This is a genomic window from Actinomadura miaoliensis (assembly GCF_039536785.1).
GTDB lineage: Bacteria > Actinomycetota > Actinomycetes > Streptosporangiales > Streptosporangiaceae > Spirillospora > Spirillospora miaoliensis.
This window is the reverse complement of the sequence record NZ_BAAAZG010000022.1, coordinates 1-22,655: the sequence shown is the minus strand read 5'-3', so window position 1 is coordinate 22,655 and position 22,655 is coordinate 1. Positions and strand designations below refer to the sequence as shown.

25 protein-coding genes are annotated in these 22,655 nt (G+C 71.8%); 2 read left to right on the top strand and 23 right to left on the bottom strand.

What is annotated here, in order from left to right; genetic code table 11:
* Nucleotides 1–8: 8 nt before the first annotated feature.
* The 15 genes from nuoK to ABD811_RS18035 form a co-directional block, all read right to left on the bottom strand.
* Nucleotides 9–308, bottom strand: coding sequence for an NADH-quinone oxidoreductase subunit NuoK (gene nuoK / locus ABD811_RS18105; RefSeq protein ID WP_344948674.1), 300 nt, complete (start codon nt 306–308; stop codon nt 9–11).
* Entirely contained in the window at nt 305–1,288 is a 984-nt protein-coding gene (locus ABD811_RS18100) for an NADH-quinone oxidoreductase subunit J (RefSeq protein WP_344948671.1), read from the bottom strand. The genes nuoK and ABD811_RS18100 overlap by 4 nt, the downstream gene beginning before the upstream one ends.
* On the bottom strand, nt 1,285–1,902 hold the full coding sequence (nuoI, locus tag ABD811_RS18095) for an NADH-quinone oxidoreductase subunit NuoI (protein WP_344948669.1): 618 nt from the start codon (nt 1,900–1,902) through the stop codon (nt 1,285–1,287). The genes ABD811_RS18100 and nuoI overlap by 4 nt, the downstream gene beginning before the upstream one ends.
* A complete protein-coding gene (gene nuoH, locus ABD811_RS18090) occupies nt 1,889–3,250 on the bottom strand; it encodes an NADH-quinone oxidoreductase subunit NuoH (protein ID WP_344948667.1) in 1,362 nt (453 codons plus the stop codon). The genes nuoI and nuoH overlap by 14 nt, the downstream gene beginning before the upstream one ends.
* Nucleotides 3,247–5,691 (bottom strand): NADH-quinone oxidoreductase subunit G, encoded by a 2,445-nt coding sequence (locus ABD811_RS18085; protein ID WP_425549424.1) that lies wholly within the window; start codon nt 5,689–5,691, stop codon nt 3,247–3,249. The genes nuoH and ABD811_RS18085 overlap by 4 nt, the downstream gene beginning before the upstream one ends.
* Nucleotides 5,692–5,786: 95 nt before the next feature.
* Nucleotides 5,787–7,094 carry an NADH-quinone oxidoreductase subunit NuoF gene (gene nuoF, locus ABD811_RS18080; protein ID WP_344948664.1) on the bottom strand — a complete coding sequence of 436 codons (1,308 nt, stop codon included), beginning with the start codon at nt 7,092–7,094 and terminating at the stop codon, nt 5,787–5,789.
* A complete protein-coding gene (gene nuoE, locus ABD811_RS18075; protein WP_344948662.1) occupies nt 7,091–7,873 on the bottom strand; it encodes an NADH-quinone oxidoreductase subunit NuoE in 783 nt (260 codons plus the stop codon). Before nuoE ends, nuoF begins: the two co-directional genes overlap by 4 nt.
* Nucleotides 7,870–9,117, bottom strand: coding sequence for an NADH-quinone oxidoreductase subunit D (locus tag ABD811_RS18070; RefSeq protein WP_344948876.1), 1,248 nt, complete (start codon nt 9,115–9,117; stop codon nt 7,870–7,872). Before ABD811_RS18070 ends, nuoE begins: the two co-directional genes overlap by 4 nt.
* Before the next feature lie 101 nt (nt 9,118–9,218).
* Nucleotides 9,219–9,965, bottom strand: coding sequence for an NADH-quinone oxidoreductase subunit C (locus ABD811_RS18065; RefSeq protein WP_344948659.1), 747 nt, complete (start codon nt 9,963–9,965; stop codon nt 9,219–9,221).
* On the bottom strand, nt 9,962–10,516 hold the full coding sequence (locus ABD811_RS18060) for a NuoB/complex I 20 kDa subunit family protein (RefSeq protein ID WP_344948657.1): 555 nt from the start codon (nt 10,514–10,516) through the stop codon (nt 9,962–9,964). The genes ABD811_RS18065 and ABD811_RS18060 overlap by 4 nt, the downstream gene beginning before the upstream one ends.
* A 1-nt stretch (nt 10,517) precedes the next feature.
* Complete coding sequence (locus tag ABD811_RS18055) at nt 10,518–10,877, bottom strand: NADH-quinone oxidoreductase subunit A (protein ID WP_344948655.1); 360 nt, start codon at nt 10,875–10,877, stop codon at nt 10,518–10,520.
* Nucleotides 10,878–11,095: 218 nt separating this feature from the next.
* Nucleotides 11,096–12,352, bottom strand: a complete 1,257-nt coding sequence (locus ABD811_RS18050) for a geranylgeranyl reductase family protein (RefSeq protein WP_344948652.1) — start codon at nt 12,350–12,352, stop codon at nt 11,096–11,098.
* Nucleotides 12,353–12,487: 135 nt separating this feature from the next.
* Nucleotides 12,488–13,189 carry a demethylmenaquinone methyltransferase gene (locus ABD811_RS18045; protein WP_344948649.1) on the bottom strand — a complete coding sequence of 234 codons (702 nt, stop codon included), beginning with the start codon at nt 13,187–13,189 and terminating at the stop codon, nt 12,488–12,490.
* Nucleotides 13,190–13,212: 23 nt separating this feature from the next.
* Nucleotides 13,213–13,458: a DUF4229 domain-containing protein gene (locus ABD811_RS18040; RefSeq protein WP_344948646.1), complete on the bottom strand. Its 246-nt coding sequence runs from the start codon at nt 13,456–13,458 to the stop codon at nt 13,213–13,215.
* A 116-nt stretch (nt 13,459–13,574) separates the two neighbouring features.
* The gene (locus ABD811_RS18035) at nt 13,575–14,534 is read right to left on the bottom strand and encodes a threonine ammonia-lyase (RefSeq protein ID WP_344948643.1); all 960 of its coding nucleotides are present in this window, start codon (nt 14,532–14,534) and stop codon (nt 13,575–13,577) included.
* 244 nt (nt 14,535–14,778) lie between these two features.
* On the opposite strand from ABD811_RS18035, the gene ABD811_RS18030 reads away from it, so the two are divergent.
* Nucleotides 14,779–14,985: a BldC family transcriptional regulator gene (locus ABD811_RS18030; protein WP_344948640.1), complete on the top strand. Its 207-nt coding sequence runs from the start codon at nt 14,779–14,781 to the stop codon at nt 14,983–14,985.
* Nucleotides 14,986–15,053: 68 nt separating this feature from the next.
* Here the strand turns inward: ABD811_RS18030 and ABD811_RS18025 are convergent, their stop codons facing one another.
* Together ABD811_RS18025 and ABD811_RS18020 are read right to left on the bottom strand one after the other, a co-directional pair.
* Nucleotides 15,054–15,329: a hypothetical protein gene (locus tag ABD811_RS18025; protein WP_344948637.1), complete on the bottom strand. Its 276-nt coding sequence runs from the start codon at nt 15,327–15,329 to the stop codon at nt 15,054–15,056.
* Between the two features lie 76 nt (nt 15,330–15,405).
* Complete coding sequence (locus tag ABD811_RS18020) at nt 15,406–16,395, bottom strand: hypothetical protein (RefSeq protein WP_344948634.1); 990 nt, start codon at nt 16,393–16,395, stop codon at nt 15,406–15,408.
* 100 nt (nt 16,396–16,495) lie between these two features.
* Here ABD811_RS18020 and ABD811_RS18015 point away from each other — a divergent pair, with 100 nt between their 5' ends.
* Nucleotides 16,496–16,810, top strand: coding sequence for a PLDc N-terminal domain-containing protein (locus ABD811_RS18015; protein ID WP_344948632.1), 315 nt, complete (start codon nt 16,496–16,498; stop codon nt 16,808–16,810).
* A gap of 52 nt (nt 16,811–16,862) precedes the next feature.
* Here the strand turns inward: ABD811_RS18015 and ccsB are convergent, their stop codons facing one another.
* From ccsB to ABD811_RS17985, 6 genes are all read right to left on the bottom strand, one after another.
* Nucleotides 16,863–17,882 (bottom strand): c-type cytochrome biogenesis protein CcsB, encoded by a 1,020-nt coding sequence (gene ccsB / locus ABD811_RS18010; RefSeq protein WP_344948629.1) that lies wholly within the window; start codon nt 17,880–17,882, stop codon nt 16,863–16,865.
* Nucleotides 17,883–17,886: 4 nt separating this feature from the next.
* Nucleotides 17,887–19,635: a cytochrome c biogenesis protein ResB gene (gene resB, locus ABD811_RS18005; protein ID WP_344948626.1), complete on the bottom strand. Its 1,749-nt coding sequence runs from the start codon at nt 19,633–19,635 to the stop codon at nt 17,887–17,889.
* A gap of 2 nt (nt 19,636–19,637) precedes the next feature.
* Nucleotides 19,638–20,390 (bottom strand): cytochrome c biogenesis CcdA family protein, encoded by a 753-nt coding sequence (locus ABD811_RS18000; protein WP_344948623.1) that lies wholly within the window; start codon nt 20,388–20,390, stop codon nt 19,638–19,640.
* Nucleotides 20,387–21,019 carry a TlpA family protein disulfide reductase gene (locus ABD811_RS17995; RefSeq protein WP_344948620.1) on the bottom strand — a complete coding sequence of 211 codons (633 nt, stop codon included), beginning with the start codon at nt 21,017–21,019 and terminating at the stop codon, nt 20,387–20,389. Before ABD811_RS17995 ends, ABD811_RS18000 begins: the two co-directional genes overlap by 4 nt.
* A 45-nt stretch (nt 21,020–21,064) precedes the next feature.
* Nucleotides 21,065–21,703, bottom strand: a complete 639-nt coding sequence (locus tag ABD811_RS17990) for a histidine phosphatase family protein (RefSeq protein ID WP_344948618.1) — start codon at nt 21,701–21,703, stop codon at nt 21,065–21,067.
* Nucleotides 21,704–21,756: 53 nt separating this feature from the next.
* Nucleotides 21,757–22,655: hypothetical protein (locus tag ABD811_RS17985; RefSeq protein ID WP_425549423.1), on the bottom strand; the 899-nt coding region annotated here is incomplete at its 5' end.

Here is a 22,655-nt window from a genome sequence, read left to right as displayed (position 1 = left end):
CCGGCCTCTCAGTACTTCAGCAGGTTCGCGTCGTCCACGGACGAGGACCTGCGGGTTCTGAAGATGGTCATGATGATCGCCAGGCCCACCACGACCTCCGCGGCGGCCACCACCATCACGAAGAAGGCGATGATCTGGCCTTCGAGGTTGCCGTGCATGCGGGCGAACGACACGAACGCCAGGTTCGTGGCGTTGAGCATGAGCTCGACGCACATGAACACCACGATCGCGTTGCGGCGGACCAGCACGCCCACGCCCCCGATGGTGAACAGGATCGCCGAGAGCGCCAGGTAGTGCCCGGGACTCATTGACCTGCCTCCCCTTCGCTCGTCGCGGCGCCGCCGCCGGAGCCGTCCGCGGCGCCGGCCTCGGGCGAGCCGCCCTCGTGCGAGCCGCCGGACGCGGGAGTGCCGCTCTTGGTCTCGCGCTCCTCGGCGCCCGCCGCGCGCGCCTCGGCGGTCGCGGCGCGCACCGCCGCCAGGTCCGCCTGGACGGCCGTCGTCTCGCTGCCGCCCTCAAGGTCGGCGTGCCGCTGCGCGGTGTCGACGCGGGCCGCGATGATCGGGCTGACCGACAGCTCCGACGGGGTGCCGTCGGGCAGCATCGCCGGCATGTCGACCGCGTTGTGCCGGGCGTAGGTGCCGGGGCCGGGCAGCGGGCCGGGGTGCTTCCCGGACAGGAACCGCCGCTTGGCCAGGTCCTTCTGCGTCGGCTTGGGCGTGGTGCGCTCGCGGTGCGCCAGCACCATCGCGCCCAGCGCCGCCGTGATCAGCAGCGCGCTGGTCGCCTCGAACGCGAACACGTACTTGCCGAACAGCAGCCGCGCCAGGCCGATCACGTTGCCGCCCTGGTTGGCCTGCGTCAGCCCGGCCGAGTCGTCCAGCGCCGCGTTGCCGAGCCCCGCGGCCACCAGCACCAGGAAGCCGAGCGCGGCGACCCCCGCCCACAGCCGCTGCCCGCGGATCGTCTCCACCAGCGAGTCGGTGGAGGCCACCCCGACCAGCATCAGCACGAACAGGAACAGCATCAGCACCGCGCCGGTGTAGACGATCACCTGGACGAACGCCAGGAACGGCGCCCCCTGGATCGCGTACAGCGCGGCCAGCGACAGCATCACCGTGGCCAGCAGCAGCGCCGAGTGCACCGCCCGCCGCATGAAGATCATGCCGAGCGCGGCGCACACCGACACGATCGCCAGCAGCCAGAAGAAGAACGGCTCGCCCGACTGCCTGTCGGCGACCTGCGCCAGCACCGGCGCGTGCTGGGCCGCCAGCACCTGCGCGTTCACTTCTTGTCTCCGCTCTTGCGCTTGCGCCGGCCCTCACGCGCCGCGGCCGCGTCCACGCTCGCGCGCCCGCCGCCCTCGGCCGGGACGGTGGGCGCGGGCTCCTCGGGCTGCAGGCCGAGGCGGTAGTAGTCCTCCTCGGTCTCGCCCAGCCGCATGGCGTGCGGCGGCGCCTCCATGCCCTCGCGCAGCGGCGCCAGCAGCATGTCCTTGGTGTAGATCAGGCTCTCGCGGCTGTCGTCGGCCAGCTCGTACTCGTTGGTCATCGTCAGCGCCCGGGTGGGGCACGCCTCGATGCACAGGCCGCACAGGATGCAGCGCAGGTAGTTGATCTGGTAGACGCGCCCGTACCGCTCGCCCGGGGAGTAGCGCTCCTCCTCGGTGTTGTCGGCGCCCTCCACGTAGATGGCGTCGGCCGGGCAGGCCCAGGCGCACAGCTCGCACCCGACGCACTTCTCCAGCCCGTCCGGCCAGCGGTTGAGCTGGTGACGGCCGTGGAAGCGCGGCGCGGTCGGCTTCTTGACCTCGGGGTACTGGACGGTCTCGCTCTTCATGAACATCTGGTGGAACGAGACCCCGAACCCCTTGACCGGGTTCAGGAAGTCAGTGAGTCCCACTGGTGACCTCCTTGGACGGGGTACGGGTCTTGCCGGCCTTCCCGTGGTAGTGCGGGGCGTCCATCGGCGGCACCGGGAAGCCGCCCGCCGCGGCGTCCACCGGCGCATCGCCCTTGCTCACGCCGCCCGCGGCGATGCCGGAGCCGGACTGCCCGGCCTTGGCCTCCTCCTCGGAGCCGCCGCGGGCCATCTCCCACAGGACGGTGGCGGCCAGGACGACGGCGGCGGCGATGGCGGTGATCAGCATGATCTGCCGGACCTCGTAGCCCTCGTTCTTGAACGCCTGGATGGTGGCCACCAGCATGATCCAGCCGAGCGAGAAGGGCATCAGCACCTTCCAGCCGAGCTTCATCAGCTGGTCGTAGCGGACGCGGGGCAGCGAACCGCGCAGCCAGACGAAGAAGAAGATGAACGCCCACACCTTGACCAGGAACCACAGCACCGGCCACCAGCCCTGGTTGGCGCCCTCCCAGAAGGTGGAGATCGGCGCGGGCGCGCGCCAGCCGCCCAGGAACAGGGTGGTGCACAGCGCCGACAGGGTCGCCAGGTTGATGTACTCGGCGAGGAAGAACATCGCGAACTTCAGCGACGAGTACTCGGTGTGGAACCCGCCGACGATCTCGCCCTCGCCCTCGGGCAGGTCGAACGGGATGCGGTTCGACTCGCCCATCATCGTGATCACGTAGACCGCGAAGGACGGGAACAGCAGGATCACGTACCAGGTGTCGACCTGCGCCGCGACGATCTCCGAGGTCGACATCGTCCCGGCGAACAGGAACACCGCCACGAACGACAGCGACATCGCGATCTCGTAGGAGATGATCTGCGCGGAGGAACGCAGCCCGCCCAGCAGCGAGTACGGCGACATCGACGACCAGCCCGCCAGCACCACGCCGTAGGCGCCCATGGACGCCATCGCCAGCACCAGCAGCACCGCCACCGGCAGGTCGGTGCCCTGCAGCGGGGTGTGGTGGCCGAAGATCGACACCTCGGGGCCGAACGGGATGATGGAGAAGGCGATGAACGCCGGGGTCGCCGACATGATCGGCGCCAGGACGAACACAACCTTGTCGACGCCGCGGGGGACGATGTCCTCCTTCAGCGCCAGCTTGATGCCGTCGGCCAGGCCCTGCAGCAGGCCGAACGGCCCGGCGCGGTTCGGCCCGACGCGCAGCTGCATCCGGCCGATGACGCGCCGCTCGACCCACATCGACAGCAGGACCGTCACCACGAGGAAGACGAAGATGACCAGGACCTTGCCGAGGATCAGCCACCAGGGGTCCTTGCCGAAGTCCTCCAGCGTGGGGCCGGTCTCGGCGGGCGCGGCGGCCAGCGCGGTCAGGCTCATGCGGCACCTCCAGCCGTGGTCGCGGAGCCGGCTCCGGCGCCGTCACCCGCGGCGATCTTGACGATCTGGCCGGTGTCGGCGCCCAGCTCCCGGTACAGCGCGCAGCCCGCGGAGTCGGTCGGCAGCCACACCACGCGGTCGGGCAGGTCCGGGACGATCTCCAGCGGCAGCGTCAGCGCGCCGCGGGTCTGCGACGACACCGTGACCGAGCCGCCCTCGGCGACGCCGATCTCGGCGGCGGTCGCGGGCGACAGCCGGGCCACCGCCGGCTTGGCGGTGCCCGCCAGGTACGGCTCGCCGTCCTGCATGCGGCCCTTGTCGAGCAGCAGCTTCCAGGTGGCCAGCAGCGCCTCGCCCTCGCCGGGACGCGGCGGCACGAACGGGGTCGCGTCGGGCGCGGCGGGCCGCTCGCCCCGGTAGGCGCCCAGCTCGGTCAGCTCGCGGCGGGCGGCCTCGGGGCCGGGCAGGCCCAGGTGCACGTCCATCTCGCCGGCCAGGGCGTCCAGCACCCGCAGGTCCGACAGCCTCCCGGCGGACTTGAGCGCGGTGTCGAACTGGCGGCCGCGGCCCTCCCAGTCGACGAACGTGCCGGACTTCTCCGGGACGGCCGCGACCGGCAGCACCACGTCGGCGCGGTCGGTGACGGCGCTGACCCGCTGCTCCAGGCTCACCACGAACGAGGCGGCCTCGATGGCCTCCAGTGCGGCGGCCGGGTCGGGCAGGTCGTAGGGGTCGAACCCGCCGACCAGCAGGGCGCCGCGTTCGGTCTGCGCGGACGCCAGGATCCCGGCGGTGTCGCGGCCGGGGGTGGCGGGCAGGTCGGCCACGCCCCAGACGCGGGCGACCTCGGCGCGCGCCTCGGGGTCGGTGACGGGGCGGCCGATCGGCAGCAGGCCGGGCAGCGCCCCGGCCTCCAGCGCGCCGCGCTCGCCGGCCCGGCGCGGCACCCACGCGATCCTCGCACCGGTGACCTGGCCGAGCCGCACCAGGCTGGACAGCGCGCCGGGGCTGGTCGCCAGCCGTTCACCGGCCAGCACCACCGCGCCCGGCTCGGACAGCAGCCGGTGGATGGCGGCGACCTCGTCGGTGCCGTCGGTGGCGGTGGTGAGGGTGCCGATGACCTCGGCCTCCGCGCCCGGCATGGTCGGCAGCAGCGTGCCGCCCATCTTCTTCAGGCCGCGGGTGGCGTACGGGGCGATCGAGTAGACCTTCACGCCCTTCTTGCGGAAGCCCTTGCGCAGCCGCAGGAAGACGATCGGCGACTCCTCCTCCGGCTCGAACCCGGCCAGCAGCACCACCGGTGCCTTCTCCAGGTCGGCGTAGGACACCTCGATGGAGCGGCCCGCGACCGAGGAGGCCAGGAACTCGGCCTCCTCGCGCGAGTGCGGGCGGGCGCGGAAGTCGACGTCGTTGGTGCCGAGCGCGACCCGGGCGAACTTGGCGTAGGCGTAGGCGTCCTCAAGGGTGAGGCGTCCGCCGGTCAGCACGCCCGCGTTGCCGCGCGCCGCCGCCAGGCCCCGGGCCGCGATGGCCAGGGCCTCCGGCCAGGACGCGGTCTCCAGCACGCCGTCCTCGTTGCGGACCAGCGGGTGGGTGAGCCGGTCGGGCTGGGTGGCGTAGGTGAACGCCCACCGGCCCTTGTCGCAGTTCCACTCCTCGTTGACCTGCGGGTCGTCCCCGGCCAGCCGCCGGGTGATCTTGCCGCGCCGGTGGTCGGTGCGCAGCGCGCAGCCGGACGCGCAGTGCTCGCACACGCTCGGCGAGGACACCAGGTCGAACGGGCGGGACCGGAACCGGTACGCAGCGCCGGTGAGCGCTCCCACCGGGCAGATCTGCACGGTGTTGCCGGAGAAGTAGGACTGGAACGGCTTGTCCTCGGCGGCGCCGACCTGCTCCTTGGCGCCGCGTTCGAACAGGTCGATGAACGCGTCCCCGGCGATCTGGTCGGAGAAGCGGGTGCAGCGCGCGCACTGGATGCAGCGCTCGCGGTCCAGCAGCACCTGGCTGGACAGCGCGATCGGCTTGGGGAAGGTGCGCTTGGTCTCGACGAACCGCGACTCGCCCCGCCCGTTGGACATCGCCTGGTTCTGCAGCGGGCACTCGCCGCCCTTGTCGCAGATCGGGCAGTCCAGCGGGTGGTTGATCAGCAGCAGCTCCATCACGCCGTGCTGGGCCTTGTCGGCCACCGGCGAGGTGAGCTGGGTCTTGACGACCATGCCCGGCATGACCGCGGTGGTGCAGGACGCCTGCGGCTTGGGCATGCCGCGCCCGTTGCCCGCGTCGGGGATCTCCACCAGGCACTGGCGGCACGCCCCGACCGGGTCGAGCAGCGGGTGGTCGCAGAACCGCGGGATCTGGATGCCCAGCAGCTCGGCGGCCCGGATGATCAGCGTGCCCTTGGGCACCTCGATCTCGAACCCGTCGATGGTGACGGGCACCATCTCCTCGGCCTTTTCGACCGGGCCGGCTTCGCCTGGACCACCCCCGCTTGCGCGGGGACTACCCGGGGCCGCCGAGCCGCCACCTACTGTAACCGTCATCGGTCCTCACCTCCGGCCCAAACCGTGGATTTGGCCGGGTCGAACGGACAGCCGCCTTGCTGGAAGTGCTGGAGGTACTCGTCGCGGAACAGCTTGATGGACGACACGACCGGGCTGGTCGCGCCGTCGCCGAGCGCGCAGAACGACCGGCCGAGGATGTTGTCGGACAGGTCGAGCAGCGTCTCCAGGTCCTCCTCGGTGCCCTGCCCGGCCTCCAGCCGCTTGAGCATGAGCTTGTACCAGTACGTGCCCTCGCGGCACGGGGTGCACTTGCCGCACGACTCGTGCGCGTAGAACTCCGACCAGCGCAGCACGGCCCGCACCACGCAGGTGGTCTCGTCGAAGATCTGCAGCGCCCGGGTGCCCAGCATGGACCCGGCCGCGCCGACCGACTCGAAGTCCAGCGGGACGTCCAGGTGCTCCTCGGTGAAGATCGGGGTGGACGAGCCGCCCGGCGTCCAGAACTTCAGCCGGTGCCCGGCGCGGATCCCGCCCGCCATGTCGAGCAGCTCCCGCAGCGTCACCCCGAGCGGCGCCTCGTACTGCCCGGGGCGGGTCACGTGCCCCGACAGCGAGAAGATCCCGAAGCCCTTCGACTTCTCGGTGCCCATCGAGGCGAACCAGTCCGCCCCGTTGGCCACGATCGAGGGAACCGAGGCGATCGACTCGACGTTGTTGATGACCGTAGGGCCGCCGTACAGTCCAGCGACGGCCGGGAAGGGAGGCTTGAGCCGGGGTTGTCCGCGGTAGCCCTCAAGCGAGTCCAGCAGCGCCGTCTCCTCGCCGCAGATGTAGGCGCCCGCGCCGGTGTGCACGACCAGCTCCAGGTCGTAGCCGGAGCCGAGGATGTCCTTGCCGAGGTAGCCGGCCTCGTACGCCTCCGCGACCGCCTGCTGCAGGCGGCGGATGACGTGCAGCACCTCGCCGCGCACGTAGATGAACGCGTGGTTGGACCGGATCGCGTACGAGCTGATGATGACGCCCTCGACCAGCACGTGCGGGTTGGCCATCATCAGCGGGATGTCCTTGCACGTGCCCGGTTCGGACTCGTCGGCGTTGACCACCAGGTAGCGGGGGTTGGGGCTGCTCGGCGGCAGGAACCCCCACTTCATGCCGGTGGGGAACCCCGCGCCGCCGCGGCCGCGCAGCCCGGAGTCCTTGACCGCCTGCACGATGTCGTCCGGGTCCATCCCGAACGCCTTGCGCAGCGCCCGGTAGCCGCCCGCCCGTTCGTACGCCTCGCGGGTGAACGAGTCGGGCTGGTCCCAGATCCTGGTGAGGACGGGGGTCAGCGTCGTGGTCATTGGTTGCGGCCCTCCTGGCTACCGGGCTTCACCTGGCCGCCGATCGGCTTTCCGGGCTCGTTGGGCGGCGGGTCGGTGATCTCCTCGCCCCGCGCGGGCTCGTCGGGTTCCGCGCGGTCGGCGTCAGCGGGCGGAGCGGTCCAGCCGTGCCGCTTGGCGACCTCCAGGCCGCGCAGCGACTCGGGCCCGGCCTGCACGCCCTCGTGCGCCCGCCCGTCGGGGAACCCCGCCAGGACCCGGGACGCCTCCTTCCAGGTGCACAGCGTGTTCGGGCCCCGGGACGGCGGAACCTCCCTGCCCTCGCGCAGGTCGTCGACCAGCTTCCTGGCCTTCTCGGGAGTCATGTTGTCGAAGAACTCCCAGTTGACCGTCATGACGGGCGCGAAGTCGCAGGCCGCGTTGCACTCGATGCGCTCCAGCGAGACCCGGCCGTCCGGGGTCGCCTCGTCATGACCGAGGCCGAGGTGCTCGCTCAGCTCGTTCCAGATCTGGTCGCCGCCCATCACCGCGCACAGCGTGTTGATGCACACCCCGACGTGGTACTCGCCGACGGGCGCGCGCTTGTACATGGTGTAGAAGGTGGCGACACCGGTGACCTGCGCGGGCGTGATGCCGAGCTGCTCGGCGCAGAACTCGATGCCGTCCTGGCTGACGTAGCCGTCCTCCGACTGAACCAGGTGCAGCAGCGGCAGCAGCGCCGAACGCGGCTTGGGGTACCGCGCGATGATCTCCTTGGCGTCCCGTTCCAGCCGCTCGCGCGTCTCCACGGAGTAGGTCATCGGTCGACTCCCCCCATCACCGGGTCGAGGCTGGCGACCGCCGCGATGACGTCGGCCACCATGCCGCCCTCGCACATCGCCGGGACGGCCTGCAGGTTGGTGAACGACGGGTCGCGGAAGTGCGCGCGGAACGGGCGGGTGCCGCCGTCGCTGACGACGTGCACGCCGAGCTCGCCGCGCGGCGCCTCGACCGCCGCGTACGCCTGGCCGGCCGGGACGCGGAAGCCCTCGGTCACCAGCTTGAAGTGGTGGATCAGGGCCTCCATCGAGGTGCCCATGATGTGCGCGATGTGGCGGGGCGAGTTGCCCATGCCGTCGGCGCCAATGGCCAGCTGCGCGGGCCACCCGATCTTCTTGTCCTCGATCATCACCGGGCCCTTGACCGTCTGCAGCCGCTCCACGCACTGCTCGACGATCTTCAGGGACTCCTCCATCTCGCGCACGCGCACCAGGTAGCGCCCGTACACGTCGCAGGTGTCCTCGGTGATGACGTCGAAGTCGTAGGTCTCGTAGCCGCAGTAGGGCTGCGACTTGCGCAGGTCCCACGGCAGGCCGGTGGAGCGCAGCACCGGGCCGGTCACCCCGAGGGCCATGCAGCCCGTCAGGTCCAGGTAGGCGACGTCCTTGGTGCGGGCCAGGTAGACCGGGTTGTGGTCCATCAGCTTGCGCAGCGCCTGGATGCGCTTGGGCATGCGGTCCAGGTAGTCGCGCAGCTTGCTCATCGCGCCGCTCGGCAGGTCCTGCGCCACTCCGCCGGGCCGCACGTAGGCCATGTTCATCCGCAGCCCGCTGATCTCCTCGAACAGGTCGAGGGTGTGCTCGCGCTCGATGAACCCGTTGAGCATGACGGTGGTGGCGCCGAGCTCCAGGCCGAACGTGGCGATCGCGACCAGGTGCGAGGAGATCCGGTTGAGCTCCATCATCATGACCCGGATGATCTGGGCCCGCTCGGGCACCTGGTCGGTGATGCCGAGCAGCTTCTCCACGCCCAGGCAGTACGCCGTCTCGTTGAAGATCGGCGCCAGGTAGTCCATCCGGGTGCAGAACGTGGTGCCCTGCGTCCAGGTGCGGAACTCCATGTTCTTCTCGATGCCGGTGTGCAGGTAGCCGATGCCCACCCGCGCCTCGGTCACCGTCTCGCCGTCGAGCGTGAGGATCAGCCGCAGCACCCCGTGCGTGGACGGGTGCTGGGGACCCATGTTGATCACCAGGCGCTCGTCGCCCAGGTCCTCGGCACCGGACACGACCTGGTCCCAGTCCTGCCCGTTGACGTCGAAGACCCTGCCCTCGGCCGCCTCGTCGGCGGCGGCGTAGGCGTCGTACTCGGTGTACTTGGTGGACGGGCTCACGTGTACGACCTCCGCTGGTCCGGCGGCGGGATCTCCGCCCCGCGGTACTCGACGGGGATGCCGCCGAGGGGGTAGTCCTTGCGCTGCGGGTGGCCCACCCAGTCGTCGGGCATCTCGATGCGGGTCAGCGCCGGATGGCCGTCGAACACGATGCCGAAGAAGTCGTAGGTCTCCCGCTCGTGCCAGTCGTTGGTCGGATAGATCGACACGACCGACGGGATGTGCGGGTCGGCGTCGGGGCAGGTGACCTCCAGCCGGACCCGCCGGTTGTGCGTGATGGACAGCAGGTGGTAGACGGCGTGCAGCTCGGCCCCGGTGTCCTGCGGGTAGTGCACCCCGGACACCCCGGTGCACAGCTCGAACCGCAGCGTCGGCTCGTCGCGCAGGCGCCGCGCCACGTCCGGCAGCCGCTCGCGCTTCACGAAGAACGTCAGCTCGCCGCGGTCGACGACGACGCGTTCGATCGCTTCGCCGAAGTCCGGCAGGGACCGCTCCAGCTCGTCGGCGATCTCGTCGAACTCGCCGGGCTCGCCGGTGACGTCCGGCCCGCCGTACGGACGCGGCGTCGACACCTTGGGCGCCTGCCGCACCACCAGGCGGCCGTAGCCGGAGGTGTCGCCGGTGGTCTTGACGCCGAACATGCCGCGCCGGACGATCGGCTGCTCCTGCCGCTCGGGCTCGTCGTGCGCGGGCAGCCGGTCGGCGGCCTGCTCGGCCTGCTGCTCGGGGTGCTGCGAGCTCACAGCGCACCTCCCGGCTGGCCGAGCAGCGGAAGCTGCCGCCGCTTGGCCTCCTCCAGCTCGGCGATCTGCCGCTCGCGCTGCGCGCCGAGCTTGGTGTTGCGGATCTTGTCGTGCAGCTTGAGGATCGCGTCCAGCAGCATCTCCGGCCGCGGCGGGCAGCCCGGCAGGTAGATGTCCACCGGGACGATGTGGTCCACGCCCTGCACGATCGCGTAGTTGTTGAACATGCCGCCGGACGAGGCGCACACGCCCATCGCGATGACCCACTTGGGCTCGGTCATCTGGTCGTAGATCTGCCGCAGCACCGGTGCCATCTTCTGGCTCACCCGGCCCGCCACGATCATCAGGTCGGCCTGCCGCGGCGTGGCCGAGGCGCGCTCCATGCCCCACCGGGAGAAGTCGTGCCGCGGGTCGCCGGCCGCCATCATCTCGATGGCGCAGCAGGCCAGGCCGAACGTGGCCGGCCACACCGAGCTGGCGCGCGCCCACCCGGCCACCTGCTCCACCGTGGTCAGCAGGAACCCGCTCGGGAGTTTCTCTTCCAGGCCCATGTCAGTCCCACTCCAGACCACCGCGCCGCCAGATGTAGGCGTACGCCACCAGCACGGTGAGGATGAACAGGACCATCTCCACCAAACCAAAAAGCCCCAGCCGGTCGAAGGCGACCGCCCAGGGATAGAGGAAGATGATCTCGATGTCGAAGACGATGAACAGCATCGCCGTCAGGTAGTACTTGATCGGGAAGCGCCCGCCGCCCACCGGCTGCGGCGTCGGCTCGATGCCGCACTCGTACGCTTCGAGCTTGGCCCGGTTCCACCGCTTGGGGCCGGTGAGTGACGCCATCAGCACCGAGAAGACGGCGAACCCGAAGGCGAGCACCCCCAGCACGATGATCGGAACATAGAGATCCATGTCTCTACAGCCCCTCCTCGGTTCGTACGACGCTGTACGGGGCACGCGGCCCGGTGCCGCCCACCGGGGTGCGGGCGGCGCGGGCCGGACGCGCCGACGCGGCGGCGTGACCCGTCGCACGTCCGTGAGCTGCCTCACGGACACGGGTCGCCACCCTAGCCAAGGTGACCAAATCCACTCCCCTCGGGGGTCGGCCCACGCTCATGGCGTGCTCTCGCTCATGCTGCCGGCGCCACCTTCTGCATCGCGTTGATGAGACGGTCCATGGCGTCGCCGCCACGCCGGTCGGTCAGGTTCGCCAGCATCTTGAGCGTGAAGCGCATCAGCGTGGGATGCGGCAGGCCGTGCGAGGTGAGGAACTTCATCACCCGTGGGTCGCCGATGGCCTGGACGAAGACGCGGGCCAGGGTGAAGTAGCCGCCGTGCTCGTCCTTGAGGATGCGCGGGTACTCGTGGAGCGTGCGCTCGCGCTGGGCGGGGGTGCGGCGGGACAGCGCCTGCACCATGATGTCGGCGGCCAGCCGGCCGGACTCCAGCGCGTAGTCGATGCCCTCGCCGTTGAACGGGTTGACCATGCCGCCCGCGTCGCCGACCAGCAGCATGCCGCGGGTGTAGTGGGGCTGGCGGTTGAAGCCCATGGGCAGCGCGGCACCGCGGATCGGGCCGGTGGCGTGGTCCTCGTCGAACTGCCACTCCTCGGGCATCTGCGCGCACCAGCCGCGCATCATGCCGCGGTAGTCGACGTTCTGGAACGCCTTGCTGGTGTTGAGCAGGCCGAGGCCGACGTTGGAGGTGCCGTCGCCGACCGGGAAGACCCAGCCGTAGCCGGGGAGCAGGCGCTGCCCGTCCCACAGCTCCAGCCACGCCTCCATGTACTCGTCGTCGTGGCGGGGCGTGCGGAAGTACCGGCGGACGGCCACGCCCATGGGGCGGTCGTCGCGGCGGCGCAGCCCCATGGCGACCGACAGGCGGGTGGAGTTGCCGTCGGCCGCCACCACCAGCGGCGCGTGGAACTCCACCTCCTCGCCGAGGTACTTGGCGGTGACGCCGACGATGCGGTCGTTGCGCTCGTGCAGGATCGGGCCGGTGACGGTGCAGCCCTGCAGCAGCCGGGCGCCGGCCTTGGCGGCGTGCTCGGCCAGCAGCTGGTCGAAGTCCATGCGGGTGCGCACCAGGCCGTAGTCGGGGAAGCTGGCCAGCTCGGGCCAGGGCAGCTCGATCTTGAGGCCGCCGCCGTAGATGCGCAGCCCCTTGTTGCGGGCCCACCCGGGGGCGTTGACGTCCACGCCCATGCCGACCAGCGCGCGCACGGCGCGCGGGGTCAGCCCGTCACCGCAGATCTTGTCGCGCGGGAACGTGGCCTTCTCCAGCAACAGCACATCGAGGCCCGCCTGGGCCAGCCAGTAGGCGGTCGACGACCCCGCGGGGCCGGCCCCGACGACGATGACGTCTGCCTGTCGGGTGGAGTCGGTCACAGCGTTCCTTCTCAGCTCGTTCGCTTGTGAAGTACTTCACAAGGATTTCGTCAGGGAGTCTATTCCTTCTTGACGGCCGATGGGTACCTCTGACCCCTCTCGGTTTTGGACCGGTCCCAACGGCGTCGTCCGTTTTCACCCGGGGTTCACGGCATGGTGCAGCGCCACCACCCCGAACGTCAGATTGCGCCAGCGCACCGACGTCCAGCCCGCCTCCTGCAGCAGCCGCGCCAGCGCGGCCTGGTCGGGCCACGCGAGCGTCGACTCGGCCAGGTAGCGGTAGGAGTCGGGGTTGGAGCTGACCCGCGCGAGCATCGGCAGGCCGTAGCGCAGGTGCAGGCGGTGGCCGAAGCGCAGCAGCGCGTTGGGCGGGTGACTGACCTCACACACCAGCAGCCGTCCGCCCTGGCGGGTGACGCGGCGCAGCTCGCGCAGGGCCTGTACGGTGTCGGCGACGTTGCGCAGCCCGAAGGAGATCGTCACGGCGTCGAACGCCCCGTCGGCGAACGGCAGGCGCAGCGCGTCCCCGGCGACGAAGCGCGGGCCCGTCGCGCCGCCGTTGCGCCGCGTGCCCACGCGCAGCATGCCGAGGGAGAAGTCGCAGGCGACGGTGCGGGCTCCGGCCTCGGCGAACGGCACCGCGGAGGTGCCGGTGCCGGCGGCCAGGTCCAGCACGTTCTCGCCGGGGCCGGCGTCCAGCGCCCGGACGACCTCGCGCCGCCAGTACCGGTCGCGGCCGCCGGTCATGAGGCTGTTGAGGAGGTCGTAGCGTTCGGCGGTGCGGTCGAACATCGCGGCCACGTCGGTGGGCCGCTTGTCGAGAGAGGCGCGGGTCATGCCCCCAGCCTAGGGGGCGGGGTTCACGCGTCCTCTCGGGTGCGGGACTCCTGGAAACGGCGGCGGCGCGCGCTCAGCCCCGAGACCACGGACGCCGACATCGCGTCGCGCTGCCCGGACAGCAGTACGTAGCTGATCAGCCCGCTGAGCAGCAGCGCGCCCAGCAGCAGGAACAGCGGCGCCTTCTGCATCGGCGTCAGCCAGAGCACGCCCGCGGTGGCCAGGAAGATGCCCAGGCGGGCGGCGGTGTAGACGAGGACGGGTCGCATGACAGCTCAGAGCCTACCTGCGCCCTTCGTCCGGTCCGTCACCGCCCGCCCCTCGGCGTCACGCGCAGGCGCCCGGCGCCGCCGTCCGGCAGGGCCCGGCGTGGATGTCCGGGAACTCAGGCGTAGATGTCCAGGAACAGGGCCGGGTCGACGTTGCCGCCCGACAGGACCGACACGTAGGTGCGCGCGTTCGGCAGCTCGTCGCGGCGGAACAGGTACGCGGCGGTCGCCACGGCCCCGGCGGGCTCGGCGATCAGCCGGGCCTCGCGGGCCAGGCGGCGCGTCGCCCGGCGGATCTCGTCCTCGGTGACCGTGACGATGTCGTCGACGAACTCGCGGATGTGCGCGAACGTCACGTCGCCGAGCCGCTGGGCGCGCAGCGCGTCGGCGAGGGTGCGGCCGGTCTCCTCGGCGGCCCATTCCACCGGGTGCCCGGCGCGCAGCGAGGCGCGGGCGTCGGCGGCCAGCTCGGGCTCGACGCCGATCACCTTCGCCTCCGGGCGCAGCGCCTTGACCGCGGCGGCGACGCCCGCCAGCAGCCCGCCGCCGCCCACCGGGACGAGCACGACCTCCGCCTCTGGGCAGTCCTGGACGATCTCCAGCCCCACGGTTCCCTGCCCGGCCACGATCCGCGGATCGTCGAACGGCGGAATCAACGCGAAGCCGTGCGCCTCGGCGAGCTTTTCGGCGGTGGCGGTCCGGGCCTCCATCGTCGGTTCCACGTACACGATCTCGGCGCCGTGCCTGACGCAGGCGTCGACCTTCACTCCGGGAGTGGTGTGCGGAATGACCAGCACCGCGCGAATACCGAGCAGGCGCGCGGTGTAGGCGACGGCCTGCGCGTGGTTGCCACTGGAATGCGTCACCACGCCGCGCGCGCGTCGCTCGTCCGGCAGCGCCGAGATCGTCGCGTACGCGCCGCGCAGTTTGAACGCGCCGATCGGCTGGAGCGACTCGGCCTTCACCAGCAACGCGGGGTCGGTCGAGGGAAAGGGGACGAGCGGGGTGCGCGCGGCCACGCCGGCCAGCCGTTCGGCCGCCCGCTCGATGTCCGCCAGGGACACGAGATCCGACATGTGAGGGAGACTATGCGGTGCGGTGCGCCGGGCGGGAACCGCTGATTCCGGACGCCATTCGAGCGTGCTGCGGGGGCAGATGTGACCGCAGGGGCCGATGCCCCATTTACTTCTCGTTATTTGTCCAGGTCAAGTGGCTACGCTCTGTGATCTTTTCCGAAAACAAGGGAGAAATCGGTCTTGAGCCGCCACACTAGAAACCAGTCCACCCGCACCGAGAGCGGGACAAAGGGGGAGAGACAACGTGGAAAGCACCAGCGAGCGCCTGCTGACCCCCGGAGAGGTCGCCGCCCTCTTCCGGGTCGATCCGAAGACGGTCACCCGATGGGCCGCGGCGGGCAGGATCAGCAGCATCCGCACTCCCGGAGGCCACCGCCGCTTCCGCGAGTCGGAAGTGCACGCGCTGCTGCGCGGGGAAGAGCCGGCGGTCGCCGAGCACTCGGCGCGCTGACCCCGCGGCCGGCCCGTCCGGCCCGGCCGCCCGGCGGTCACCCCTCCGCCCGGCATCCGGCCGCGCGATCACCCCTCCGCTCCGGACGGTCCGTCGCCCTCCATGTCCGCCTTCCACTCCTCGAACCGGCGCAGCAGGTCCGCGTCCTCGTCCCGCCACCGGCGCCGCTTCTCCTCCAGCTCCTCCTCGGTCAGCGACTGGCCGAGAAGCCGGTCGTAGTCGGGGTCACCGGGACCGATCTCCACATACGCCTGGGCGATGATCCGTCCCGTTCCCTCCGCGGAGTCGGCCAGAACGCTGTGGGGAACGCGGAGCCTGCCGTCGGGCAGCCGGATCACGTACATCGTCGATCACCTTCGGTGCTGGTCGTCGCACATCGGCATGTGCCGGTCGTCGTCGCGGCTCGTACGGATCGGCATGTCAGATCCCGAAGCGTCGGTTGAAGAACAACATGACATCCAGCGCCAGCCGGATGTCGCCGGCGAGCATATCGACCAGAGCGGGACGCTGGCGGGCGGAGATCGCGGCGAACGCGTCGGCGAAGAACTCGCGGCGGCCGAGCGCCGCGGGCTGCTTGTGGAAGTCGCTCGCCAGATGCGGACGAACCCGGTCGTAGAGGGCGCGAAACTCCGGGCTGTCGGACGTCCAGGCGTCGGGGCCGCCGTCGATGTCGTCGAGCGCGTGGCCGACCTCGTGCATCATCACGTCCGGGGTCGGCGACGGCCGGTCGCCCACGACGATCTTGCGGTCGCCGTAGGCGCCCGCGCAGATGTCCCAGGTGGCGTTTCCGGACGGCAGGGGCCGGTCGCGCAGGTGGCCCATGTCGTCCAGCTGCGGGACGCCGCCCGGCCCGACGTAGATGCCGTCCAGCCCGGCGGCCAGCTTGGCCTTCAGCCGGTCGGGCAGCGCCGCCAGGCTCTCCACCGCGCGGATCACCTCGGGCGTCGGCGGGCCCTGCCGGGCGTCCCACTGCCGGAACAGGATGCCCTCCAGCACCCCGCAGTGCCGCCGCCCGTCCGGGGCGTGCGGCATGCCCGGCGGGTGCGGCTCGGCGCGCGGCAGCCGCGGCTCGTCGTCCAGTTCGAAGTCGCGCCAGGAGAAGCCGTCGCGCGGGCTGACATGCCTGCCCCGGGGACGCCGACCCTTGTCCGGCGCGGCGTCCGGGGTGGCGTCCGGCTGGGGCGCGTCGGCGGCGGTGAAGTCGTCGTCGCGTCCGGCCTTGCGGAAGCGGCCGAAGCGGTCGCGGGGCTGGTTGGTGCGCGGCCGCACCCGGCGCGGGGCGCGGGCCGAGTCCGCGGCGCGAGCCTGATCCGGGGACCGGGCCGGATCCTTGGACGAGTCCGGCGGCGAGGGCGAGTACGCCGCGTCCCTGCTCTCCCGGGGCTTGCGGTGGATGCCTCTGAAGCGCATCGGGCTCCTCTGTCAGCGGGCCCGCATCGGGCCCCCGTGGCAGAGTAAGCCCCCGGCCGACTCCCCGTCATCCCCGCAAGTTACGGACTACCCTCATGACATGGCGTATGTGCTGCTCGCCCTTGTCCTGGTCGGAGTGTGGCTGTTCTGCCTGTTCGACGTGCTGAGCACAGACGAGGGAGAGGTACGCCACCTGCCCAAGTTCGGCTGGTTCCTGATCGTGCTGCTCAGCGCCTTCCCCGGCGCGGGCCTGTGGCTGGCGCTGGGCCGTCCCCGCCGCCCCCTCGTCGGCACGCCCGGCGGCGCGCTCGGCGGCGCTCCCCGCCCGGACGCTCCCAAGGGGCCCGACGACGACCCGGCCTTCCTGCGCGACCTCGAACGGCGCCTGCGCGGCGGCGACGACGACCGCGCCTGATCCCCGCGCCCGACCACCGCGGCCGGTCGGGCGTGGCGGTCAGGCGTGGCGGTCAGGCGTAGGAGTGCAGGCCCTGGAACATGTAGTTGACGCCGAAGAAGTTGAACAGCAGCGCGGCGAACGCCACCAGCGACAGGATCGCGGCGCGGCGGCCCTTCCACCCGGCGGTCGCGCGGGCGTGCAGGTAGGCGGCGTACCCGATCCAGGTGATGAACGACCAGATCTCCTTGGGGTCCCAGCCCCAGTAGCGGCCCCACGCCTCGTCCGCCCAGATGGCGCCCATGATGATCGCGGCGGTCCAGATCGGGAAGGCGAACGTGGTGACGCGGAACGCCAGCCGGTCCAGGGCGGCGGTCGCCGGGATGTGCGCCCACACGCCCTCGCCGGCCTTGCCGCGCGCCTCCTGCCGGGTCTTGAGCATGTAGAGGATGGTGGACGCGCCGGCCACGGTGAACGCGCCGGTCGCCACGATGGCGGCGCTGACGTGGATGGCGATCCAGTACGAGTTGAGCGCCGGGACGACCGGGCCCACCGAGTTGTAGAGCCAGATGTTGGCGACGCCGAGCGCGACCACCGCGGCCAGCATCACGAAGGCGCCGAGGAAGCGGGCCCCGAACCGCCACATCACGACCAGGAAGGCGGTCACCGCGGCGAACGCGATCGCGGTGAGGAACTCGTACATGTTCGCCCACGGCCACCGGCTCGCGGCGGCCGCGCGGGTCACCAGGACGCCCAGGTGCGCGCCCCAGCCGAGGACGTTCAGCACGATGGCCAGCCGCGCCCACTCGACCCGGCGGTTCTCGGTCGTCTCGTCCCGTCCGGCCTTGGCGGAATCGGCGGTGTCGGCGGTCGCCTCGGCGCCCGCCTCCGCGTCGCCGCCCGCGCCTCCGCTTCTGGCGCCGACCAGGACCTTGGCCTCGGCCTTGGCTTCGGTGCCGGCCTCGGTCTCGGCGGTCGCCGGGCGGCGGCGGAAGCCGAGGTCGGCCGCGTAGGCGACCATGGCGACGATGTACAGCACCACGGTGCTCAGCATGAGCTTGTCGCTCAGCTCGGCGAGCTCGGCACTACTCACCTGATCACTCCTTCGCTTCGGTTGCCGACGCGTCCGCCCCGCCGGAAGCGTCCTTCTTCCGGTCGTCCTTCGGGGCGTCCTCGGTACCCCGCAGCGCGGTCACGATCTCGTCGAATTCGGATGTCGGGTGGCCGAGCGTGAGCCCGCCGACCTCGACCACGGTACGCCCGCCCGTGCCGGGCCGCGCACGGACCCACACCCTGCGGCGGCGCACCATGAACGAGGCGATCAGCCCCACCACGGCGAGGATGGCCGCGGCCAGGGCGGGCATGCGGCCCGGGTCGTGGTTGACCGACAGGCTGGCCCACTCCCGCACGCCCTCGAAGGTGATCGACCCCGAGCCGTCCGGGAGCTGGAACGTCTGGCCCGGCTCCAGCAGCTTCTGCCCGCCCTTGACGGGCTGCAGCGTCTTGCCGAGGCCCTCCAGCCGGTACACCGACTGCGGGGTGCCCGCGTCCAGGCCGATGTCGCCCTTGAACGCGGTGATGGTCACCACCGGGCGCAGCGCCGCGGGGAACGCCGAGATGATCTGCTTGCCGTCCTCGGACGACGCGGCGCTGGGCCACAGGATCGCGTAGAACGCCAGCTGCTCGGGCTCGGCGTCGGGGGCCTTGATGACGCCCTCGGAGGTGTAGTTGCGCTGCTCCATCGGCAGGAACGGCACGGCGTCCTGGTAGGCGACGTTGCCCTTGGCGTCGCGCACGGTGAACACCGGCGAGTACCCGTGGTTCAGCAGGTACACCTTGGCGCCGCCCACGTTCAGGGGGTGGTTGACGCGCAGGTCGTAGCTCTTCTCCGGGGAGGTGGGGGTCTCCCGGTAGTGCACCTTGGCGAGGTAGTCGGTGGCCTGACCGCGCCGCGTGCCCTGGGTCTCGTACGTGGCGGTGAAGTCGTCCAGCCGGAAGGAGAACGGGGCCAGCTCACTGCTGTCGAACTGGCGGCCCGGGGTGAACTGGTCGTACTGCGCCAGCGAGTTGGCGAACGACTTGCCCTCGGTCACCAGCACGTTGCCGCGGTAACCGAACGCGTTGCCGACTCCCAGCGCGAACAGCAGCCCCAGCAGGGCCAGGTGGAACACCAGGTTTCCGGTTTCGCCCAGGTAGCCCTTCTCGGCGGCCACCCAGCGTCCGGCCTTGGGGGTCTCGCCCTCGTCCACCCGGAAGCGGCGGCGGCGCAGCAGCGCGCGCGCTTGCGTCAGCGCCTCGTCGGGAGTGGCGTCGGTCTCGTACGTCGCGGACTGGGGCAGCCGCAGCAGGTTGCGGGGCGCCGCCGGGGGACGCGACCGCATCGCCCGGTAGTGGTGGAACGCGCGCGGCAGCACGCACCCGGCCAGCGACACGAACAGCAGGATGTAGATCGCCGCGAACCACGGCGCGGCGAACACGTCGAACAGCGAGAACCTGTCCAGCCACGGCGCCAGGGTCTTGTGCTGCTCGAAGTACTCGGCGACGCGCTCGGGGGCCTGCCCGCGCTGCGGCAGGATCGAGCCGGGCACCGCGCCCAGCGCCACCAGGAACAGCAGCACCAGCGCGGTGCGCATCGAGGTCAGCTGGCGCCAGCCCCAGCGCAGCCAGCCGACCACGCCCAGGCCCTTGGGCGCGGGGCCGCCGCCCTCGGGCGCCGTCAGTCCCGCCGGGGTCGCGGCCGCGGCCTCCAGGGTCTCGTCCGTCTCGCCCTCGGTACGGGCTTCACCCTCGGTGCGCGTCCGGACGGCCCCGGGCGCGGTGTCGGTGGTGTTCGGCGTGTCGCTCATGGTCAAATCACCGTCTCGAAGCCGCCGATCCACGACTTCAGCTCGATGGTCAGCTCGCCCCACAGGCCCGTCACCAGCAGCGTGCCGATGGCGACCAGCATGCCGCCGCCGATCCGCATGACCAGGCCGTAGTGGCGCTTGACGGCGCCGAACGCGCCCAGCGCCCGGCGGTAGGCCAGCGCGGTCGCCACGAACGGCAGCCCGAGGCCCAGGCAGTACGCCAGCGACAGCAGCGCACCGCGTCCGGCGGACGCCTCGCTGAACGACAGCGCCTGCACCGCGGCCAGCGTGGGGCCGATGCACGGCGTCCAGCCCAGCCCGAACAGCGCGCCGAGCAGCGGCGCCCCGGCCAGCCCGGCGGCGGGCAGGCGGCCCGACTTCACGGTGCGCTGCAGCCCCGGCACCAGGCCCATGAACGCCAGCCCGAACACGATCGTGATAGCGCCGAGCACCCGGGTGATCGGGTCGGCGTACTCCAGCAGCCAGCGGCCGAGGCCGCCGAACGCCAGCCCGGCGCTGACGAACACCACGCTGAACCCCGCGATGAACAGCGCGGCCCCCGCCAGCAGCCGCCCGCGGCGCTGCTCGGCCAGGTCGGCGCCGGTCATCCCGGTCACGTACGACAGGTAGCCGGGCACCAGCGGCAGCACGCACGGGGACACGAACGACACCAGCCCGGCCAGGGCGGCCAGCGGCCCCGCCACCAGCAACGATCCGCTGGTGACGGTCTGGTCCACCCCCGCCGAGAGGATCACTTCTCCGCGAGGACCCGGGCGACGACCGGGTTCAGCTTGGAGTAGGTGGTGGCGCCGATGACGCGGGCGGCGACGCGGCCCTGGCGGTCCAGGACGAGCGTGGTGGGGATCGCGTTGGGCGGCACGGCGCGGAACGCCAGCGTGATGCGGCCGTCGGCGTCGAACAGGCTCGGGTAGGAGACCTTGAACCTGCGCTCGAACGCCTGGGCGTTCTGCTTGCTGTCCTTGAAGGCCACGCCGAGGAACTCCACGCCCTTGCCCTTGTTCTCGGTGTGGACCTGCTCCAGCGACGGCGCCTCGCCGCGGCAGGGGGCGCACCAGGACGCCCAGAAGTTCACGACCGTGACCTTGCCCTTGAGGTCGGTGAGCGCCAGCGTCCTGCCGTCCAGCGTGGCGCCCTGGACGCCCGTCACGGGCTTGCGGTCGGACGCCGGGATCGCCTGCGTGGAGCCGTCGCCCGCGATGAAGCGGTTGTCGCTGCCGCCGGGCCCGTTCTGGGACGCCTGCGAACCCGCGCAGCCCGCCAGAACCCCGCACATCGCGGCCGCGACGGCGATCCGGGCGGCGGCCGGGACGCGCCTGGGCCGGGACGGGGCGGCGCTCGGCACGGCGGAGATCCGGGGGCTCACCAAACCCTCCTACTACAGGACGTAGTACTCAATGTAGCGGCAGCGTCAGGCCCCTGCGACACCGGGGTCCTTGGCCAGTCCGCCGGCCGGCTCGCAGTAGGAGACCTCCACCAGGCGGCTGCCCTCGAACGCCAGGCTGGTCACGCTGCACAGCCCGCACTCCCGCCTGGCCGGGTGGTGCCACAGGCGCCGGCGCTCGGCGCGGCGGCGCAGCACCCAGATGGGCAGCTGGTGGCTGACGCACACCGCCTCGTGGCCGCGCGCCGCGTCCCGGGCGCTGATCACCGCGGCCTTCATCCGGGCGGCGAGCTCGTCGTACGGCTCGCCCCATGACGGCTTGAACGGGTTCACCAGGTGACGCCAGTGCTCGGGACGGCGCAGCGAGCCCTGGCCCGCGCCGAACGTCAGCCCCTCGAAGTGGTTGCCGGCCTCGGTGAGACGGTCGTCCACCGTCACCGCGAGGTCGAACGCGTCGGCCAGCGGCGCGGCCGTCTCCAGCGCCCGCTGCATGGGCGAGGAGAACAGCGCGGTGACGTCCCGGTCGGCGAACCACTTGGCGGCCGCCTTGGCCATGAGGACCCCGTCCTCACTGAGCCGATAGCCCGGCAGCCGCCCGTACAGGATGCCTTCGGGATTGTGCACCTCACCGTGGCGCAACAGGTGAACGATCGTCTTGTCAGTCATGGCCTGGCCAGGTTATCCCGCGCGAGACCCCCGCCAGACCGCCGCCCGGCAGGTCAGCGCCGCGCCGACGCGACGGTATCGGCGATGGTCTTGACCACGCGGTCGAGGTCGGCCTGCCCGACGCCCTTGGTGTTCTGCATGAACCAGTACGTCAGCGCGGCGGTGCAGATGGACGCCCGGTCCCACGGCATGACGCACTGGATCGGCATCGGGACGCGGTTCTCGCCCAGCGTCGCCAGCGTGACCGACACGTAGGGGGACGGCGGCGTCTGCTCGCCGGGCGAATCGGTGGCGATCATCGCCCGCGTGCCCGGCACGCCGGTCGGCAGGTTGCGCCGCGTCCGCAGCGTCGACGTGCAGTCGTCACCGGGGCGGGGCTGCGCCAGGTCGGGGAAGTACTGGCACATGGACAGCTGGATCCCGCCGACCGAGCCCTGGAAGTTGTGCTGGACGATGCCGGTGCGCGTCTGCCCGATCGAGGTGACCCCGCCGGCCGCGCCGAACGACCGCGAGCACTCCGTCCCCGCCCGGCCGATGATGTACTGCCGTTCCACGTCGTCCAGGATGTAGACGCCCGCGCCCTGCGGCAGCCGCACCTGCGCGGGAAGCCGGACCTGCGTCGGCTGCCCGATGGCCGTGCCGTCGGCGCCGGCGGCGAACAGCCGGCAGGGCTGCGCCGTCACCGTCTGCGCGACGGGCCTCGTCGCCGAGACGCTGGGGGTCGGCCGCGCCTCCGCCCCTCCCCCGAACGCCTGCGCCCCCACGACCGCCCCGGTTCCGACGACGACCGCCGTCCCGACGGCCACCGCCGCCGTCGCCCCGGCGCCGCCGAAGATCGCCTTGACGCCTCCCGCAGCGGCCACCTTCCCGGCCACCCCGGCGGCGCCTCCGGCACCCCCGGCACCGCTGCCCGCCGCGCCCGCGGCTCCCGCCGCCGTCCCGGCCGCGCCGC

Bases quoted from the DNA above. Each gene is read 5' to 3' on its own strand.
- nuoK (WP_344948674.1), bottom strand. From the start codon at position 308: ATGAGTCCCGGGCACTACCTGGCGCTCTCGGCGATCCTGTTCACCATC.
- nuoH (WP_344948667.1), bottom strand. From the start codon at position 3,250: ATGAGCCTGACCGCGCTGGCCGCCGCGCCCGCCGAGACCGGCCCCACG.
- ABD811_RS18085 (WP_425549424.1), bottom strand. From the start codon at position 5,691: ATGGTGCCCGTCACCATCGACGGGTTCGAGATCGAGGTGCCCAAGGGC.
- nuoF (WP_344948664.1), bottom strand. From the start codon at position 7,094: ATGACCACGACGCTGACCCCCGTCCTCACCAGGATCTGGGACCAGCCC.
- nuoE (WP_344948662.1), bottom strand. From the start codon at position 7,873: ATGACCTACTCCGTGGAGACGCGCGAGCGGCTGGAACGGGACGCCAAG.
- ABD811_RS18060 (WP_344948657.1), bottom strand. From the start codon at position 10,516: ATGGGCCTGGAAGAGAAACTCCCGAGCGGGTTCCTGCTGACCACGGTG.
- ABD811_RS18055 (WP_344948655.1), bottom strand. From the start codon at position 10,877: ATGGATCTCTATGTTCCGATCATCGTGCTGGGGGTGCTCGCCTTCGGG.
- ABD811_RS18045 (WP_344948649.1), bottom strand. From the start codon at position 13,189: ATGACCCGCGCCTCTCTCGACAAGCGGCCCACCGACGTGGCCGCGATG.
- ABD811_RS18040 (WP_344948646.1), bottom strand. From the start codon at position 13,458: ATGCGACCCGTCCTCGTCTACACCGCCGCCCGCCTGGGCATCTTCCTG.
- ABD811_RS18035 (WP_344948643.1), bottom strand. From the start codon at position 14,534: ATGTCGGATCTCGTGTCCCTGGCGGACATCGAGCGGGCGGCCGAACGG.
- ABD811_RS18025 (WP_344948637.1), bottom strand. From the start codon at position 15,329: ATGTACGTGATCCGGCTGCCCGACGGCAGGCTCCGCGTTCCCCACAGC.
- ABD811_RS18020 (WP_344948634.1), bottom strand. From the start codon at position 16,395: ATGCGCTTCAGAGGCATCCACCGCAAGCCCCGGGAGAGCAGGGACGCG.
- ABD811_RS18015 (WP_344948632.1), top strand. From the start codon at position 16,496: ATGGCGTATGTGCTGCTCGCCCTTGTCCTGGTCGGAGTGTGGCTGTTC.
- resB (WP_344948626.1), bottom strand. From the start codon at position 19,635: ATGAGCGACACGCCGAACACCACCGACACCGCGCCCGGGGCCGTCCGG.
- ABD811_RS17990 (WP_344948618.1), bottom strand. From the start codon at position 21,703: ATGACTGACAAGACGATCGTTCACCTGTTGCGCCACGGTGAGGTGCAC.